Genomic DNA, 14800 nt, shown 5'->3' on the forward strand with positions numbered 1-14800 from the left:
GAGCTGGTCACGCTGGAGATGGGCAAGACGCTGCGCGAGGGGCTGGGCGAAGTCCAGGAGATGGTGGACGTCTGCGAGTTCGCGGTCGGGCTGAGCCGCCAGCTCTACGGCCTGACGATGCCCTCCGAGCGGCGGATGCACAGCATGCGCGAGCAGTGGCATCCGCTCGGCTGCGTCGGGGTGATCAGCGCCTTCAACTTCCCCGTGTCGGTCTGGAGCTGGAACGCGGCGCTCGCCCTCGTCTGCGGCGACACCGTTCTCTGGAAGCCCTCGTCGAAGACGCCGCTCACGGCGATCGCCGTGACCCGCATCGCCGCGGCGGTGCTGGCCCGCCATGGCTTCGACCCGGCGATCTGCAGCCTGGCCGTCGGCAGGGGCGGCGAGATCGGCGACCTCATCAACACCGACCCGCGCGTGGCCCTCGTCTCCTACACCGGCTCGGTGAAGGGCGGCCGGCACGTCGGCAAGCTGGTGCAGGAGCGCTTCGGGCGGCACATCCTCGAGCTGGGCGGCAACAACGCCGTCGTCGTCGCCCCGAGCGCCGACCTCGACGTCGCGCTGCGGGCGATCTACTTCGGCGCCGTCGGCACCGCCGGCCAGCGCTGCACCTCGACGCGCCGCGTGATCGTCCACGAGTCGGTGCACGACGCCCTGCTGTCCCGGCTGAAGGGCCTCTACCGCGCGACGCGCATCGGCGACCCGCGCGAGGACGCCAACCTCATGGGGCCGCTGGCGGACCGCGCGGCGGTGGACGCGATGATGGCGGCGATCGAGGCCGCGAAGGCGCAGGGCGGCGTCGTCGTGATGGGCGGCGAGCGGCTCGACCTTCCGGGCGGCTGCTACGTGACGCCGTGCATCGTCGAGGCGAACGCGGCGATGCCGATCGTCGCCGAGGAGACGTTCGCGCCGATCCTCTACGTGCTGAAGTACCGCGCGTTCGAGGAGGCGATCGCCCTGCAGAACGGCGTGCCGCAGGGCCTCTCCAGCGCCATCGTCACCAACGACCTGCGCGAGAGCGAGCTGTTCCTCTCCGCCGCGGGCAGCGACTGCGGCATCGCCAACGTCAACACCGGCACCAGCGGCGCGGAGATCGGCGGCGCGTTCGGCGGCGAGAAGGAGACCGGCGGCGGGCGCGAGTGCGGCTCGGACGCCTGGAAGGCCTACATGCGCCGCCAGACCAACGTCGTGAACTTCAGCGGCTCGATCGAGCTGGCCCAAGGCATCCGGCTGGAGATCTAGGACGGGTTCCTCCGCGCCGCATCCCCTCGCGGGAAGCCGGCGCGTAACTCCGCCGCACCGCGGGCGCCGCGGTGCGGCGGGCCGACGCGATCACCGCAACTGCAGCGTCGCCTTCTGGACGCCGACGATCTTCCCGCCCTTGGTGTACGTGACGGTGTAGTCGGCCTTGGCGCCGCCGGTGTCGATGGACGCCTCGACGTCCAGCTTCCAGTCGGGAAGGGACCCGACCGTCGCGCGGCCCGTCGTTCCCTTCTTGAGCGCGATGCGCGGGCTGGCCAGCAGCGCGCCCGACTGCAGATCGACGATCCTCGCCGTGCAGACGACGGCGTCCGCGGCGCTCTTGTCCGGCGCGAACGACACCGCGACCTCCAGCCCCGGGGCCTGCGGGACGGGCCCCGCGGCCAACGCGACGCCCGCGACCGTCGAGCAGAGACCGGCGACCAAAACCAGAATCACCCCCACGAGCTTCCGCGCACTCATCTTGCCCCTCCGTTCGTTTCCGTCGTGCGCACCATCGCGCCGGTCAAGCGTAGCGCATAGCCGTCGATATTGCTCGGCAGCGTCGCCGTCACGAAGCGATCCAGAAGGCGGCGAGGAGTATCTGCGGCGCGAGAATCCGGAGGCACATGGTCAGCGGATAGACCGCCGTGTAGGCCGTGGCTTGCGCGTCGGACGGATAGATGTCGTTCGCGTAGGCCAAGGCCGGCGGATCGGTCATGCTCCCGGCGAGGACGCCGCAGATCGTCAGGTAGTTGATCTTGAAGACGGCGCGGGCGACCAGACCGACGGCGACGATCGGCAGGAACGTCACGAGCGCCCCGCACGCCATCCAGGTCAGGCCGGCACCGTGGAAGACGGTCGTGAAGAAGCTCTTGCCGGCGAAGAGGCCGACGCAGGACATGAACATCGTGATGCCGATCTCGCGGATGGCGTTCGTGACGGCCGGCGGCATGTACCAGACGACGGGGCCGATGTGCCCGATGCACGACAGAAGAATGGCGACGATCACCGGCCCACCGGCCAGCCCCAGCTTGACGGACGCGGGGAGGCCGGGAACGAACAGCGGAACGCTCCCCAATGCCACGCCGAGCAGGAGACCGAGGAAGATCGGGACGATCGGCGTGCGCTGCAGCGCCTTGGCGTCGTTGCCGATCGCCTCCGCGAAGACGTCCAGCTTGTCCTGTTCGCCGACGCAGACGATCTGGTCGCCGAACTGCAGCGTGACGGCGGCGTCGGGAACCAGCTCGACGCCGGCCCTCGTCAGGCGCGTGATCGTCACGCCGTACTCGGCGGCGCGCGAGATGCTCGAGCCGAGCGTCTGCGGGCGCGTGACGAGGAATCGGCGCGCCTTGACCCGGCTCGGCATCTCCTGCAGCCTGGCCGCCGACTCCCGGCCGAGATTGTCGCGGAACTCGGCGAGCTTGTTGCGCGGCCCAACGGCCAGCACGGTGTCCCCTGCGGCGAAGCTCTCGTCCATGCCGGCGACCCGCTGCACGCCCCTCCGCATCAGCCGGCTGACGACGATCTTCCGCTTCCGCACGTGCTCGAGGTCGCCGATGCTCTTGCCGATCACGTCGGGCGCGTGGACGTCGATGTTCATCGCTTCGACCGGCTGCGGCTCGGGCCTCATCTTCCGTTGCCACGCGTCGCCGTCGGCCTGCGCGTCGATCCGAAAGACGCGGCGCACCAACCCCATGGCCAGCAGAATGCCCACGATGCCGAAGGGGTAGGCGACGGCGTAGGCCTGGCCGGGCAGCGCGACCTGCGCCGGCGCCGCCCGCAGCTCCTTCAGCATCTCCGTGCCGGCGGCGAGCGCCGGCGTGTTGGTCGTGCCGCCGGCCAGCAGGCCGACGACGACTTCGAGCGGGATCCCGAAGAGGAAGTGCGCGCCGGCCGCGATCAGCCCGCCGAGGACGACGATCGACGCAGCGAGGGCGTTCGCGAGGACGCCCTCCTTCTTGAACGCCTGGAAGAAGCCCGGCCCGACCATGATGCCGATCGCGTAGACGAAGAGGATGAGTCCGAAGTCGCGGGCGAACTCCATCGTCGCCGCTTCCATCTTGAGGCCGAAGTGCCCGAAGACGATTCCGACGAACAGCGGTCCCGCGATTCCGAGCCGCACCGATCCGATCTTCGCGGTGCCGAGCGCCGCGCCGACGACGGCGACGAGGCTCATGACGACGACGCTGTTGGCCACGCCTTGGCCGCCGAACAAGAGGTTATGTATCCAGTCCATGTTCCGTTCCTTCCGGGCCGGGGCACGATGAAGCCGTCGCCGGGCGAACCGCGTGGGGGCGACGAGGCGGCGATCGCGGACGCGTTCGACGACGCGCCGAAGAACGACTCTCGGGCGCGGCGGCGCGGGACGGTCGCGCGACGAAACGCGACTCGCGCGGCACAACGGGACGATCGGCATCGCTCCTCCCCTCCGGGGGAAACGAACGGGGGGAACGGCATGCGGACGCAGTGCGGAGGGAAGGCGCGGCCGACGTCGCGCTCCGCAGCATCCCACCGGGACACCCCGCCCGAGGACACCTTTGGCTGCTACGGCAGGTCTCCTGGCTCGCGGGTCGTCGCTTCCGTCCGACCTTCCCAAAACCCGAAGGCTCAGTGGCGTGAATGGACGGGAACTCGCCGCTTACAGTTGCGGGGGCAGCGCCGGCGTTGCACCGGCTTCCCTCTTGGCTTCGGACGGCGCTCCGTCCGAAGAACCGTAACGCGGGCGAGTATCACATCCTGCCTCGCGGCCGGCAAACCGGCCGCTGCATGGTCGTGGGCGCGGCCGTCGCCCTGAATGGCGCCAGTCTTCGAACGGACGATAGCTTGCCGACTTCCGTGAACCCCGCCCCGCACGTCCAACGTGATCAGGCTGGCGTCGAAAGCTGAAAGCCCCCCCCGCCTGCTCCGCGCGATCGATGCAGCCGCTCCCCCGTGCAGATTCCAAGGCGGCGCACTAGCGCCACTAGCCGTGCGTTCGGTGACTGGCGGCCGTCGATAGACTGCTTCACCGGAACGATCGGCTGGCCGGAGCGAGAGAGCGCGACGCGACGGGTGTAGACGTCGTCTGTGACCGGGGCTCATCTGTCGGTCAGGTCTTGGCGAATCAGCGTGTTCGCAATGCACCACCTTGCCGGCGACGCGCTCGGTCGGAAGTGGGCTTAGGTCGCGCCGCCGCAGAGGTATGGTCGGACTGCTCTACGGCTAGCTGTGGTTGACGCGCCGCTTGCAGAATCGGCAGATCTTCGCGCGGGGCATGATCAACTCGGCGCAATGCGGGCAGGGAACCCGGCCCGCGTTGGCCGCGTCTCTGGCCCGCGCAATGCCATCCGAGACCTGCTTGGGGCCGCGTCCCGCGACGCGGTCAAAACCGCGCAGGAGAAGGACAGCCACGAAGATGATAGCTGCGGTTGCGCCAATGCAGAGAAACCCAGCCATATGGTCGTACCCCCCCGTGAGAGCAGGATCGCATTGTCCTCGATCGTGGCGCGTGTGTACAGGAGGCGCGGCTGGTCTTCTCCGCCGCGAGCCAAGAGGGCGCCGACGGCCGGTCTGCGATGAGGCGACGGCGTTCGGGACTCCGACAAGTAGGTTCGGGCCGACTCAACGCGCTCGGGGCGAGGAACGGCGGCACCGAATCAACGAGCGCCGGCGTGGGCGCGTCGGGGCGCCATCGCCGGCCGCCGCCGGGCGCGCGTGATCGCGAACCGCTTGGTGTCTATCATCGGCCATCGGGCGGGACACCGTGGCGGAGTCAATGTTGCCGGTCGTATCGGAGCTCCAACCGCAGTGGAAAACTGCGGGCTTCCTCGATCTGGAGACGACGGGGCTGGACGCCAAGCGAGATCAGGTCGTCGAGCTGAGCCTCGCGCTCTTCGCCTACGATCCGGCCACATACGAGATCAAGGGGATCATCGACGTCTACACGGGGCAGAGAGAGCCGAGCTGCCCGGTCTCCCGCGAGGCGAGCGCCAAGCACGGGCTTACGAAGCGGAAGTTGCGCGGTCTTCGACTCGACGACGGGCGCGTGGGCGAGATGCTCGATCGGGCCGAGTTCGTCGTCGCGCACAACGCCGAGTTCGACTCGGCGTTCTTGGCGGCTCTCTATCCGGCCACGATCGACAAGGAATGGCTGTGCTCCATGCGCGGACTGCCGTGGAAGGAGTGGGGGCGCCAGTCGCGCGCGCTGCAGGAGCTGGCCCGCGCGAACGGCATCGCCCCCGAGACCGCGCACCGCGCCGAGGCCGACGTCTTCACCGGGCTGGCGCTTCTTGCGGCCGCGGCGCCGACGGGCAGGACGATCCTCGCCGAGCTCGTCGAGACGGCGAAACAGAGCAGCGCCGACGTGGACCCGATCGTGCGAGCGTTCCGGCGCGCGGGCCTCGGGGCGTCCAAGGAGCGGGCGGCGGAGTTCCGCGCCCTGCGCCCAGACCTTCCCGTGGAGACTCTGGCGGCCTTTGCGGACTGGGTGGTCGATGGGATGAAGGCGGAGGGGAGCAGGATCAAGAGCGTCGGCTTCTTCTTCTGGGCGCTCGAGAACCGCTTCGACGAGTGGCGCGGGACGGGCGGCCCCCGCACGGCGCCCCCGGCGCGCGGCGCCGGGAAGCGAAGTCCGGGCGCCCGCCCTCATCCGGCTCTTCGCTTCGGGGCCGCGACGGCGAGGTTCCTGGGCAAGCTGCTTCTGGCGCTGCTGTGCGGTGTCGTGCTGATCGTGGGTGCGATGATCAAGGACAGTGGGCGGCGACGGCGCTGACGGCGAGGGCCGCCCGAACGCGGCCCGCTCGAGAGGGAAAGCCCAGACTCCTCACGCCATGCAGAACGTGGGCGCGGGCTTCTCTTCGGAGGCCGCGGCGAAACGGCTGAGCTCTTCGATCTGCGCCAGTTCGGGATCGGTGATCGACAGCTTCACTTGGACGCCTTGGGCTGCCAGCTCGCGTTCGGCCTCGGCGAGCTTCTCGAAGACGATCCCCCAAGCGGTGGTGGTCATCGGCTCATTCCCCCGCGCGCGGCATCCGGATCGGGCGCGGGCGGGGCGGCGGTGTCGAAGCGAATCTGCAACCTGTCGGCCGCGCCGCATCCGGGGCGCTGGACGTCACCACGATCGTCGCGATCTGTTCCTTGAGCGATGGCTGCGGCGAGCGCGAAGGCGCGGCGGACGGCTAGAGCCGCAGCGTCTCGACGAGGGCGGAGAGAGCGGCGGGCTGCTGGCGGCGGCTGGGGTGGTAGAGGAAGTAGCCGCTGAAGGGCGGGCACCAGTCGTCGAGGACGCGCACGAGCGCGCCGTTCGCGACGTATGGAGCGGCGTACGACTCGGCGAGGAAGGCGAGGCCGACGCCGTCGAGGGCCGCGCGCAGCGCGAGCTCCACGTCGTCCACGATCAGCGGGCCGTGCACGGCGACGACGACCGACTGCTTTCCCTTCTCGAACTCCCAGCGGTACACGGTCTCCGGATCGTGGCGGAAGTTGACGCAGCGGTGGGCGGGGAGCTCGCGCGGCGTCTTCGGCTTGGCGTGCGACTCGAAGTAGCGCGGCGAGCCGACGATCGCGGCGCGAAGGTCCTTCGTGACCCGCACGGCCACCATGTCCTTCTGGATGAACTCGCCGATCTGGACGCCGGCGTCGAAGCCGGCGGCGACGAGGTCCACGCGCCCGTTCGCGGTCGTCACGTCGAGGACGACGTCGGGGTAGTCGCGCGCGAACTGCGCGAGCTTCGGCGCGAGCGCGATCACGGCCCCGGTCCGCGGCATCAGCAGGCGCAGGCGGCCGGCCGGCCGTTCGCGCAGGCCGGAGATCCGGTCGAGCGTCCCGCCGATCTCGGCGAGGGCCGGGCGCAGGCTGGCGATGAGCTGCTCGCCGGCGGGGGTCGGCGCGACGCTGCGCGTCGTGCGGGCGAGCAGCCGCACGCCGATCCGCTCCTCGAGGCCGCGGATCGCGTGGCTCAGCGCGGAGGCGGAGACGCCGAGGCGCTTCGCCGCGCGGGTGAAGCTCCGCTCTTCGGCCACGGCGAGGAAGGCGGAGAGGACGCTCAGTTCGTCGCGGATCATTTGTGAACTCCGCTCACAAGCTCATGTGAAGTCTACCGTCTAGTGCCGCGGTCCGGCGGCGGTTACCGTTCTCCTCGCGTGCGTCCGGCGGGCCCGCGGCGGTCTCGGCCGCCCGCTCCCGGCCCGCGGACGCGGCGCCAAGGAGCGACATTCATGGAGATCAAGAGAAGCGGCTCGCAGCCCTCGGCGCGCGGGCCTGCGGAGTGGTTCACCGGCGTCGTGCGCGTCGATCCGCTGTTCGACGCTCCCGCGCCGGCGCGCGTCGGCGGCGCGAGCGTCACGTTCGAGCCGGGAGCGCGGACGGCGTGGCACACGCATCCGCTCGGGCAGACGCTGCTCGTCGTGGCCGGCTGCGGCTGGGCGCGGCGCGAGGGCGGCCCGGTCGAGGAGATCCGGCCCGGCGACGTCGTCTGGTTCGCGCCGGGCGAGCGGCACTGGCACGGCGCGACGCCGACCACGGCGATGACGCACGTCGCGCTGCAGGAGAAGCTCGACGGCAAGGCCGTGGACTGGATGGAGCAGGTCGCCGACGCGGAGTATCGGCGGAACGGTTGACGGCGGGGCGCGCGGAGCGCCAATCTGCCGCGTCGGCGGCGAGCCGTCGCCTCCGCGGCGCGGCCGGCGCGGGCGCGGCGGAGAACGTAAGGAGGCGCGCATGAGCGAGGACGTTTCTCGTCGTGGATTCATCAAGGGCGGCGCGGTCGCGCTGGGCGGCGCCGCGGTGGCGAACCTGAGCGTCGCCGGCGCGAAGGCGGCGGGGACGTCGCCCGCCGCCGGCGCGGCGAAGGTCTACTTCACGCGCGACATCAGCGTGGACGGGCTGCTGCGGATCTACGCCAAGATCCACCGCGGCCTGTCGGGCCGGATCGGCATCAAGCTGCACACCGGCGAGCCGCACGGGCCGAACATCCTGCCGGTCGAGCTGATCAAGGGGCTGCAGGCGCAGGTGCCGAACAGCGCGATCGTCGAGTGCAACGTGCTCTACCCGAGCCCGCGCCGGACGACCGAGGGGCACCGCGAGACGGTCAAGACCAACGGCTTCGACTTCTGCCCGGTGGACATCATGGACGCCGACGGCGACGCGACGCTGCCGATCCCCGGCGTGAAGGAGCTGCTGGAGCGGCCTTCGACGACCGGCGCCGACGGCGAGGCCCTCTACACCCCGGGCCGGCACCTCACCGAGGTCGCCGTGGGCAAGAACCTGCTCGGCTACGACTCGCTGCTCGTCTACACCCACTTCAAGGGGCACGCGATGGGCGGCTTCGGCGGCTCGCTCAAGAACATCGCCATCGGCTGCGCCTCGGGCAAGGTCGGCAAGCTGCAGATCCACGAGGAAGGCTGGCCGACGGGGCCGCTCTTCCTCGAGCGGATGGTCGAGGGCGGCAAGGCGGTGACGGCGCACTTTGGCTCGCGCATCGCCTACATCAACGTGCTCAAGAACATCTCCGTGGACTGCGACTGCGACGCCCACGGGGCCAAGCCGACGTGCGGCGACATCGGCATCCTCGGCTCGCGGGACATCCTGGCGATCGACAAGGCGTCGGTGGACATGATCTACCGGCTGCCGACCGGGCCGCGCCGCGACATCGTGGAGCGGATCGAGTCGCGCTCCGGCCTGCGGCAGCTCGAGTACATGAAGATCCTCGGCATGGGGACCGACCAGTACGAACTCGTCGAGGTCTAGGGCGCGCCGCCCTTCGGAGGCATCGTGAAAGCGAAGAAGGTGCTGATCGTCTGCGGCTCGCCGCGCCGGAACGGCAACACGAGCATCCTGTGCGACCAGTTCATGAAGGGCGCCGTCGAGGCGCGCCACGACGTGGAGAAGGTCCTGCTCGCGGACAAGAAGGTGAACTTCTGCACCGGCTGCGGGACCTGCGTGCGGACGAAGACGTGCGCGCAGAAGGACGACATGGCGGCGCTGCTGGAGAAGATGCTCGCCGCCGACGTGATCGTCCTCGCCACGCCGGTCTACTTCTACTCGATGTCGGCGCAGCTCAAGGTGTTCATCGACCGCTGCGCCCCGCGCTACACGGAGATGCGGAGCAAGGAGTTCTGCTTCGTCCTCGCCGCGGCCGACTCGAAGCGCGCCAACATGAAGCGCGTCGTCGAGGCGCTGCGCGGCTTCACCTTCTGCCTCGAGGATCCCCGCGAGAAGGGGATCGTCTACGGCCTCGGCGCCTGGGAGCCCGGCGACGTCGCGTCCGGCCCGGCGATGCAGGAAGCCTACGAGATGGGCCGGAACCTGTAGCGGGAAGGGCGGCCCGCGCGGGCGCGACGCCGGCCGAGATCGGGGCGGCGGGGCGCGCGGCGCGCCGCGCACACACGGAGTCTGACATGAAGTCTCCGCGGACATGGGTCACCTCCTTGGTCACCGGCGCGTTCCTCGTCGTCGCGGGAACGGGCGCGGCGATGCTCTTCCACGCGGGAAGCTCTTTCGGACGGGTCCTTCACGAAGGGATGGGCGGGGCGATGATCGTCGCCGTCATCTTCCACGCGTTCGTCAACCGGAACGGCCTGAAGAGCCACCTCGGCCGGGGGCTCGGGATGACTATCGTCGGCGCGTTCGCCGTGGCGCTCGTCCTGGCGCTGATCCCGCTGTCGTCGCAGGGAGGGCAAGGCGCCTCGATGCGCGGCGTCGTCGCCGCGGTCTCGCGCGCGCAGGTGAAGGACCTCGCGCCGATCGCCGGCCGCGACGCCGACGCCCTCGTCGCCGATCTGCGCCGGGCCGCATGGCCGACGCGACCGCCGAGAGCACCGTCGCGTCGCTCGCCGGCCCGAACCAAGCCCGACGCCTCGCGGTGATGGGGATCATCTTCGGGACCGACGCCGGCGCTGAAGGTCGCGGTGGACACGCGCGGGGGGAAGATCGACGTTGCGGCGCCTTTCGCGCTGCTCCTCTGGTGCAAGCGGGCGGGCGTCGCGCGGGAAGAGATGCGTGCGTTCTGACGGTCGCGGCTGGAGGAGGGGTGTCGGTACGCGGTGTGCGGGGGACGTGACTGCGAGGCGTGGAACGACGAGGCGGACGCGGCCTATTTGGAGCTGTACGGCACGGACGTCGATCTCGCGGATCCACGCTTCACGATGACGACCTGGCACACGGGGCAATCGCCGAAGCGGGTCCTTCTCCATTTCGTGGACTGCGAGCCCCCGACCTTGCCGCTTGCCGGCTCCGCCGCGCTGATCGTGAGCGGCAACGCCGGCGACGCGCGGCGATGGCGCGAGCGGATCGAGACGACCGAGGAGTGTCCGGACTAATCGCCCCGCGCCGCCGCACGGCTTCCGCGGCCGGTGCCTCCTCGCGGCCGCGATGCGCGCTCGCGTCAGAAGTACGTGGCGTCGAAGACATCCTTCGCGTAGAAGAGCTTCGGTCGGCGGTCGTGCATCTCGACGAGGATTCCCGCCGCGGCGAGCTTGTCGACATCGGCCTTCGCCGTCGGGTAGGTGACGTCATGAATCTTGGCGATATCCGGGATCCGCACGACGGGCCGCACGAAGAGGTCGTCGATGATCGCCGTCAGCCGCACGTTCCCGCCGAGCCGGCGCGCGGCGTCGTGGTATCGGTCGCGGATCTCGAGCAGTCGGCGGCAACGATTGTAGGTGTCCTGAGCTTGGACGATGGTGCCCTCCAAGCAGAACCGAATCCACGACGTCCAGTCGTTGTGCGTGCTGACGCGAAGCAGCCGGTCCATGTACTCCGTCTTGCGGTCCTCGAAGAACGCGCTCATGTAGAGCCACGGCTTCGAGAGTCCGCACATTTCCGCAATCATCAGCGAGAGCAGGAGGCGCCCGACGCGTCCGTTGCCGTCCGTGAAGGGGTGGATCGCCTCGAACTGGTAGTGGACCATGAACGCGTGAACCAGAGGGCCTTCGAGCTGGTCGGCGTGGACGTATTTCTCGAGCGCGTCGAGGCAGCCCGTCAACTCCTGCGGCGGCGGCGGAACGTATCGGACGTCCGCGCCGACGTGGACCTGCGTCTGCCGGAATTCGCCGGGCGTCCGGTTCGAGCCGCGCACGCCGTCCATGAGGACGCGGTGGAGCTCGCGGATCAGGCGGAGCGAGAGCGGGAGTTCGCCGAACTCCTGGCGGATCCGCAGCGCGCGGCGGTAGTTGAACACCTCGCGCCATGCGTTGGCGGGGTCACGCTCGGACTGCGGAACGCGCGGATCGGCCTCGAAGAGCAAGACGTCTTCGGGCCGGGCGATCGTGCCCTCCAGGCTGGACGACCGTTGCGCCTCGCGCCGTTGGAGTGGCGTCAGCAGGAGCTCGGGGCTTGGCAAGTGCTCGCCGATACCGTCCAACTTGGCGAGCGCCACGCGCGCTTCCATCAGCGTCCGCCAGAGCCCGACGGGCCATTTCCATTTCGGCGGGAGGGGCGCCGGGACGAAGGCGTGTTCGGCGTGCGGCAGACCGATCCGAAGGAGCCTTCCGGGGGCGCCGGGCTGGAACTGGTCGGGACGCATGGGCGACTGGCCTCAAAAGAAGTAGTAAAAAATCATCTTGGAAATTATAACACGAGCGCCGCCGATTAAAGTCGGTTATCGCGGCGGCGGCGGGTCGAGCCAGCGACCTCTGGCGTTCCTAATTCCTTTGAAGGGAGGCACCTGTGTCGCTTCGGCCGGCCGGTGCCGCAAGCGGGACGGCCGGGAGGGACAAGCGACTTTGCACGGTCGATCCGTCGTGGGCGGGCGCCGGCCTCTCCTCGCTTCGCCGCGACTCGAGCGAAGCGGCGCGACTCTTCGCTTCTCGGGGGCGGCGGCGCCGCCGACGACCGCGGCCGCTACTTCAGCGTGTTCTTGTAGATCGTGCCGTCCTTGATGATCACGCGGAAGTTCTTGTCGAAGTCGCGCAGCACGTCGATGTCCTGCGTGGGGTCGCCGTCCACGAGGAGCATGTCCGCCCAGGCGCCTTCCTCGAGCACGCCCAGCTTCGCCTCCTTGTAGGGGTTGCGCGGGCCGCTCATGGCGAAGAGCTCACAGTTGCCGGAGGTGGCGATCTTCAGCACCTCGACGTTGCTGTAGACCTGCGCGAGGCGCGTGAGCATGACGTTCTGCTTGTAGGTGCCGTCCGGGTCGAAGAGCAGGTCCGTGCCGAAGGCGACGCGGACGTGGTGCTTCTTCGCCATCTCGACGACGCGCCGCCACGCGCCGTTGAGCGACGCCCCCTTCTCCGTCTGGCCGGGCGCCGGCTTGGCGAAGTCGCTCTGCTCCCACGGCTGCGTGCTCAGCCACGCCCCCTTCTCGGCCATCAGCGCGATCGTCGGCTCGTCGATGAGCTGGGCGTGCTCGATCGACTTGATCCCCGCCTCGAGCGCGGCACGGATCGCCTTCGGCGTGTAGACGTGGAGCGCGACGTAGGTGCCCCACTCGTCCGCCGCCTCGACCGCCGCGCGCATCTCCTCCGGCGAGTACTGCGTCACGTCGAGCGGGTCGTACGTCGAGACCACGCCGCCGCCGCCGGCGAGCTTGACCTGGCTCGCCCCCTGCTTGAGCTGCAGCCGCACCGCCGCGAGCACCTCCGCCGGGCCGTCGGCGACGATGTTGAGGCCGAGGTCCTCGGCGCGCGAGGGGCGGCCGCCCAGCGCCTTCGGCGGCTCCCACGGCATGGTGGCGTCGCCGTGCCCCGCGGTCTGCGAGACCAGCGCGCCGCTGGGGTAGACGCGCGGACCGGGGATGATCCCCGCGTCGATCGCGCGCTTGACGCCGAAGGTCGGGCCGGCGACGTCGCGCACGGTGGTGAAGCCGCGCAGCAGCGTCTTGCGCGCCTCGACGACCGTCAGCGCGTAGAGCATGCCCGGATCGTCGAGCGCCATGTACGGCGTCGCGGCCATCGTCATGTGCCAGTGGGCGTCGGTCAGCCCGGGCATCAGCACGCGGCCGCCGCCGGCGAGCACCGTCGCGCCCGGCGGGGCGGCGATCGGCGCCGCCGAGATGCGCGCGATCTTGCGCCCTTCGATGAGCAGGTTGCCGCGCTTCAGCTGATCCGACGTGCCGTCGAAGATCCGGACGTCGTTGATCAGCACGGCGCTCGGCGGCGCGGACTGCGGCGCGGACTGCTGCGCGGCCGCGGCGCCGACCGAGGCGAGGAACGCCGCGAGCGCGGACGCGGCCGTCGAAGCGAGAGCGAGGCATCGGCGTGACGAGGTCATCGGCGTCTCCCCTTTGTCGTTTGCGGACTCCCCGACTGGGCGGCGCGCGGCGCCCCCGCCGCGGCGCGCCTCGGCAATATGTACGGCGATCGGGGCGGGGAAGACGCCCGGCGGCGCCGCCGCGGAGAGCGGCGCCCGCGCGGGCGGTCCGTTCAGACGACGTCGGGCAGCGAGACGTAGAGCAGGAAGACGACGGCGGCGCCGAGGAAGACGCCGTAGGCGGCGGAGACGAGGCAGGCCTTGAGGACGCTCTTCAGGCGGCTCTGGCCGTGGAGCCGGCGCAGGGCGGCGCCGAGATGGAACGGCGGCACGGCGAGCAGCAGCAGGCCGGGGATCGTGCCCCACCCCTCGCCGGGAAGCGCGGCGAGGACGCAGAGCGCGATGACGACGACGAAGCAGAACGTGTGGTGGTGCAGCGAGAGGACCAGATGGTCCACGAAGTACGTGTCGCGGCGCAGGTAGGTGAGATGCAGCAGCGCGGCGAAGAGCGGCATCAGCACGAAGAGCGCCTTGGAAAAGCTGGACAGGAAGACGTGCCTGAACGCTTCCGGATTCTGCTGGGCCTTCTTGATCCGCGCGCCGAGGAGGGAGGCCGAGGGGTGCTTCCTCAGCTCGGCGTCCATCGCCTTGCGGGACCGCGCGATCCGTTCGGCCCGGGCGCGGGCCGGGTCCGCGGGCGCGCTCTTCGCGGCGGCGCCCGCGGCGCCGGCGGGCGTCGCGGCCGCGCCCTGGCTCGCGGGAGCGGCGGCCGCGCGCGGGTCGCCCGGCGTCGCGTTCGGGTCTCCCGAAGTCACGGCGGCGTCCTGACTCGCGGGCGCGGCGCCCGCGTTCGGGCCGCCCGGCGTCGCCGTCGCGCCCTGGCTCGCGGGAACAACGCCGGCGTCCGCGCCGCCCGGCGTCGCGGCCGCGCCCTGGCTCGCGAGCACAGCGGCCGCGTTCGGGCCTGCGGGAACGTCGTCGGCAGATGCGGCGTCGGCGGTCCCCGAGGCGTCGGCGGTCTCGTCGGCCGCGGCGCCCGCCGGCGCGGGGCCCGCGGCGGACGATTTCGGCGTCGGGCGCCGCGCATTCGCCGTCGCGGCGTCCAGGGCTTCGTTGAGCTCGAGCCGAACGTCGGCGTCCTTCTTGCCGGGGTTCTTCTTCTCGCCGAAGAGCGGGAAGATCGTCAGCGCGGCGACGAGCAGGAAGCTCATCACGAGATAGAGGCGCAGCGGCCGGACGTGGCGCGCGCGGCGCCCGGCGAGGAAGTCCTCGGTCAGCGCGCCGGGGCGGCAGACGAGCAGCCGCAGCGTGTGCAGGATCTTGTGGTCCACGTGCGCGACCTCGTGCACGACGACGTGGGCCAGCGCCTTCAGCGGCAGCCGCTGGTCCTGCTCGG

The 14800-nt window shown here is 70.6% G+C and carries 14 protein-coding genes and 1 riboswitch; of the genes, 7 read left to right on the forward strand and 7 right to left on the reverse strand.

Features of this window, described 5'->3' with window-relative positions:
- Positions 1-1239, forward strand: a 1239-nt coding sequence (locus tag LLG88_13180) for an aldehyde dehydrogenase family protein (GenBank protein ID MCE5247859.1), incomplete at its 5' end; no start/stop codon positions are given.
- Between the two features lie 90 nt (positions 1240-1329).
- Here the strand turns inward: LLG88_13180 and LLG88_13185 are convergent.
- Both LLG88_13185 and LLG88_13190 read right to left on the reverse strand, forming a co-directional pair.
- Positions 1330-1719 (reverse strand): hypothetical protein, encoded by a 390-nt coding sequence (locus tag LLG88_13185; protein MCE5247860.1) that lies wholly within the window; start codon positions 1717-1719, stop codon positions 1330-1332.
- An 88-nt stretch (positions 1720-1807) separates the two neighbouring features.
- Entirely contained in the window at positions 1808-3475 is a 1668-nt protein-coding gene (locus LLG88_13190; protein ID MCE5247861.1) for a putative transporter, read from the reverse strand.
- 294 nt (positions 3476-3769) lie between these two features.
- A riboswitch (cobalamin riboswitch) is annotated at positions 3770-3970 on the reverse strand.
- Between the two features lie 1023 nt (positions 3971-4993).
- Between LLG88_13190 and LLG88_13195 the strand changes: the two genes are divergently transcribed.
- Positions 4994-5989: a hypothetical protein gene (locus LLG88_13195; protein MCE5247862.1), complete on the forward strand. Its 996-nt coding sequence runs from the start codon at positions 4994-4996 to the stop codon at positions 5987-5989.
- A gap of 51 nt (positions 5990-6040) precedes the next feature.
- On the opposite strand, the gene LLG88_13200 is transcribed toward LLG88_13195, so the two are convergent.
- Together LLG88_13200 and LLG88_13205 are read right to left on the reverse strand one after the other, a co-directional pair.
- Positions 6041-6223: a hypothetical protein gene (locus LLG88_13200; protein MCE5247863.1), complete on the reverse strand. Its 183-nt coding sequence runs from the start codon at positions 6221-6223 to the stop codon at positions 6041-6043.
- 172 nt (positions 6224-6395) lie between these two features.
- On the reverse strand, positions 6396-7280 hold the full coding sequence (locus LLG88_13205) for a LysR family transcriptional regulator (protein ID MCE5247864.1): 885 nt from the start codon (positions 7278-7280) through the stop codon (positions 6396-6398).
- Between the two features lie 153 nt (positions 7281-7433).
- On the opposite strand from LLG88_13205, the gene LLG88_13210 reads away from it, so the two are divergent.
- The 5 genes from LLG88_13210 to LLG88_13230 all read left to right on the forward strand — a co-directional run bounded on the left by LLG88_13210 (position 7434) and on the right by LLG88_13230 (position 10535).
- A complete protein-coding gene (locus LLG88_13210; protein MCE5247865.1) occupies positions 7434-7835 on the forward strand; it encodes a cupin domain-containing protein in 402 nt (133 codons plus the stop codon).
- A gap of 100 nt (positions 7836-7935) precedes the next feature.
- Positions 7936-8964 (forward strand): DUF362 domain-containing protein, encoded by a 1029-nt coding sequence (locus LLG88_13215; protein ID MCE5247866.1) that lies wholly within the window; start codon positions 7936-7938, stop codon positions 8962-8964.
- 24 nt (positions 8965-8988) lie between these two features.
- Positions 8989-9528, forward strand: a complete 540-nt coding sequence (locus LLG88_13220; protein MCE5247867.1) for a flavodoxin family protein — start codon at positions 8989-8991, stop codon at positions 9526-9528.
- An 86-nt stretch (positions 9529-9614) separates the two neighbouring features.
- Positions 9615-10082 (forward strand): hypothetical protein, encoded by a 468-nt coding sequence (locus tag LLG88_13225; protein ID MCE5247868.1) that lies wholly within the window; start codon positions 9615-9617, stop codon positions 10080-10082.
- Positions 10083-10259: 177 nt separating this feature from the next.
- Positions 10260-10535, forward strand: a complete 276-nt coding sequence (locus LLG88_13230) for a hypothetical protein (GenBank protein MCE5247869.1) — start codon at positions 10260-10262, stop codon at positions 10533-10535.
- Between the two features lie 65 nt (positions 10536-10600).
- Here the strand turns inward: LLG88_13230 and LLG88_13235 are convergent, their stop codons facing one another.
- The 3 genes from LLG88_13235 to LLG88_13245 all read right to left on the reverse strand — a co-directional run.
- Positions 10601-11740, reverse strand: coding sequence for a Fic family protein (locus LLG88_13235; GenBank protein MCE5247870.1), 1140 nt, complete (start codon positions 11738-11740; stop codon positions 10601-10603).
- A gap of 317 nt (positions 11741-12057) precedes the next feature.
- The gene (locus tag LLG88_13240) at positions 12058-13425 is read right to left on the reverse strand and encodes an amidohydrolase family protein (GenBank protein ID MCE5247871.1); all 1368 of its coding nucleotides are present in this window, start codon (positions 13423-13425) and stop codon (positions 12058-12060) included.
- Positions 13426-13577: 152 nt separating this feature from the next.
- On the reverse strand, positions 13578-14800 hold a 1223-nt coding region (locus LLG88_13245), incomplete at its 5' end, for a DUF3667 domain-containing protein (GenBank protein ID MCE5247872.1).

The sequence above is a fragment of the bacterium genome (assembly GCA_021372775.1).
GTDB lineage: Bacteria > Acidobacteriota > Polarisedimenticolia > J045 > J045 > JAJFTU01.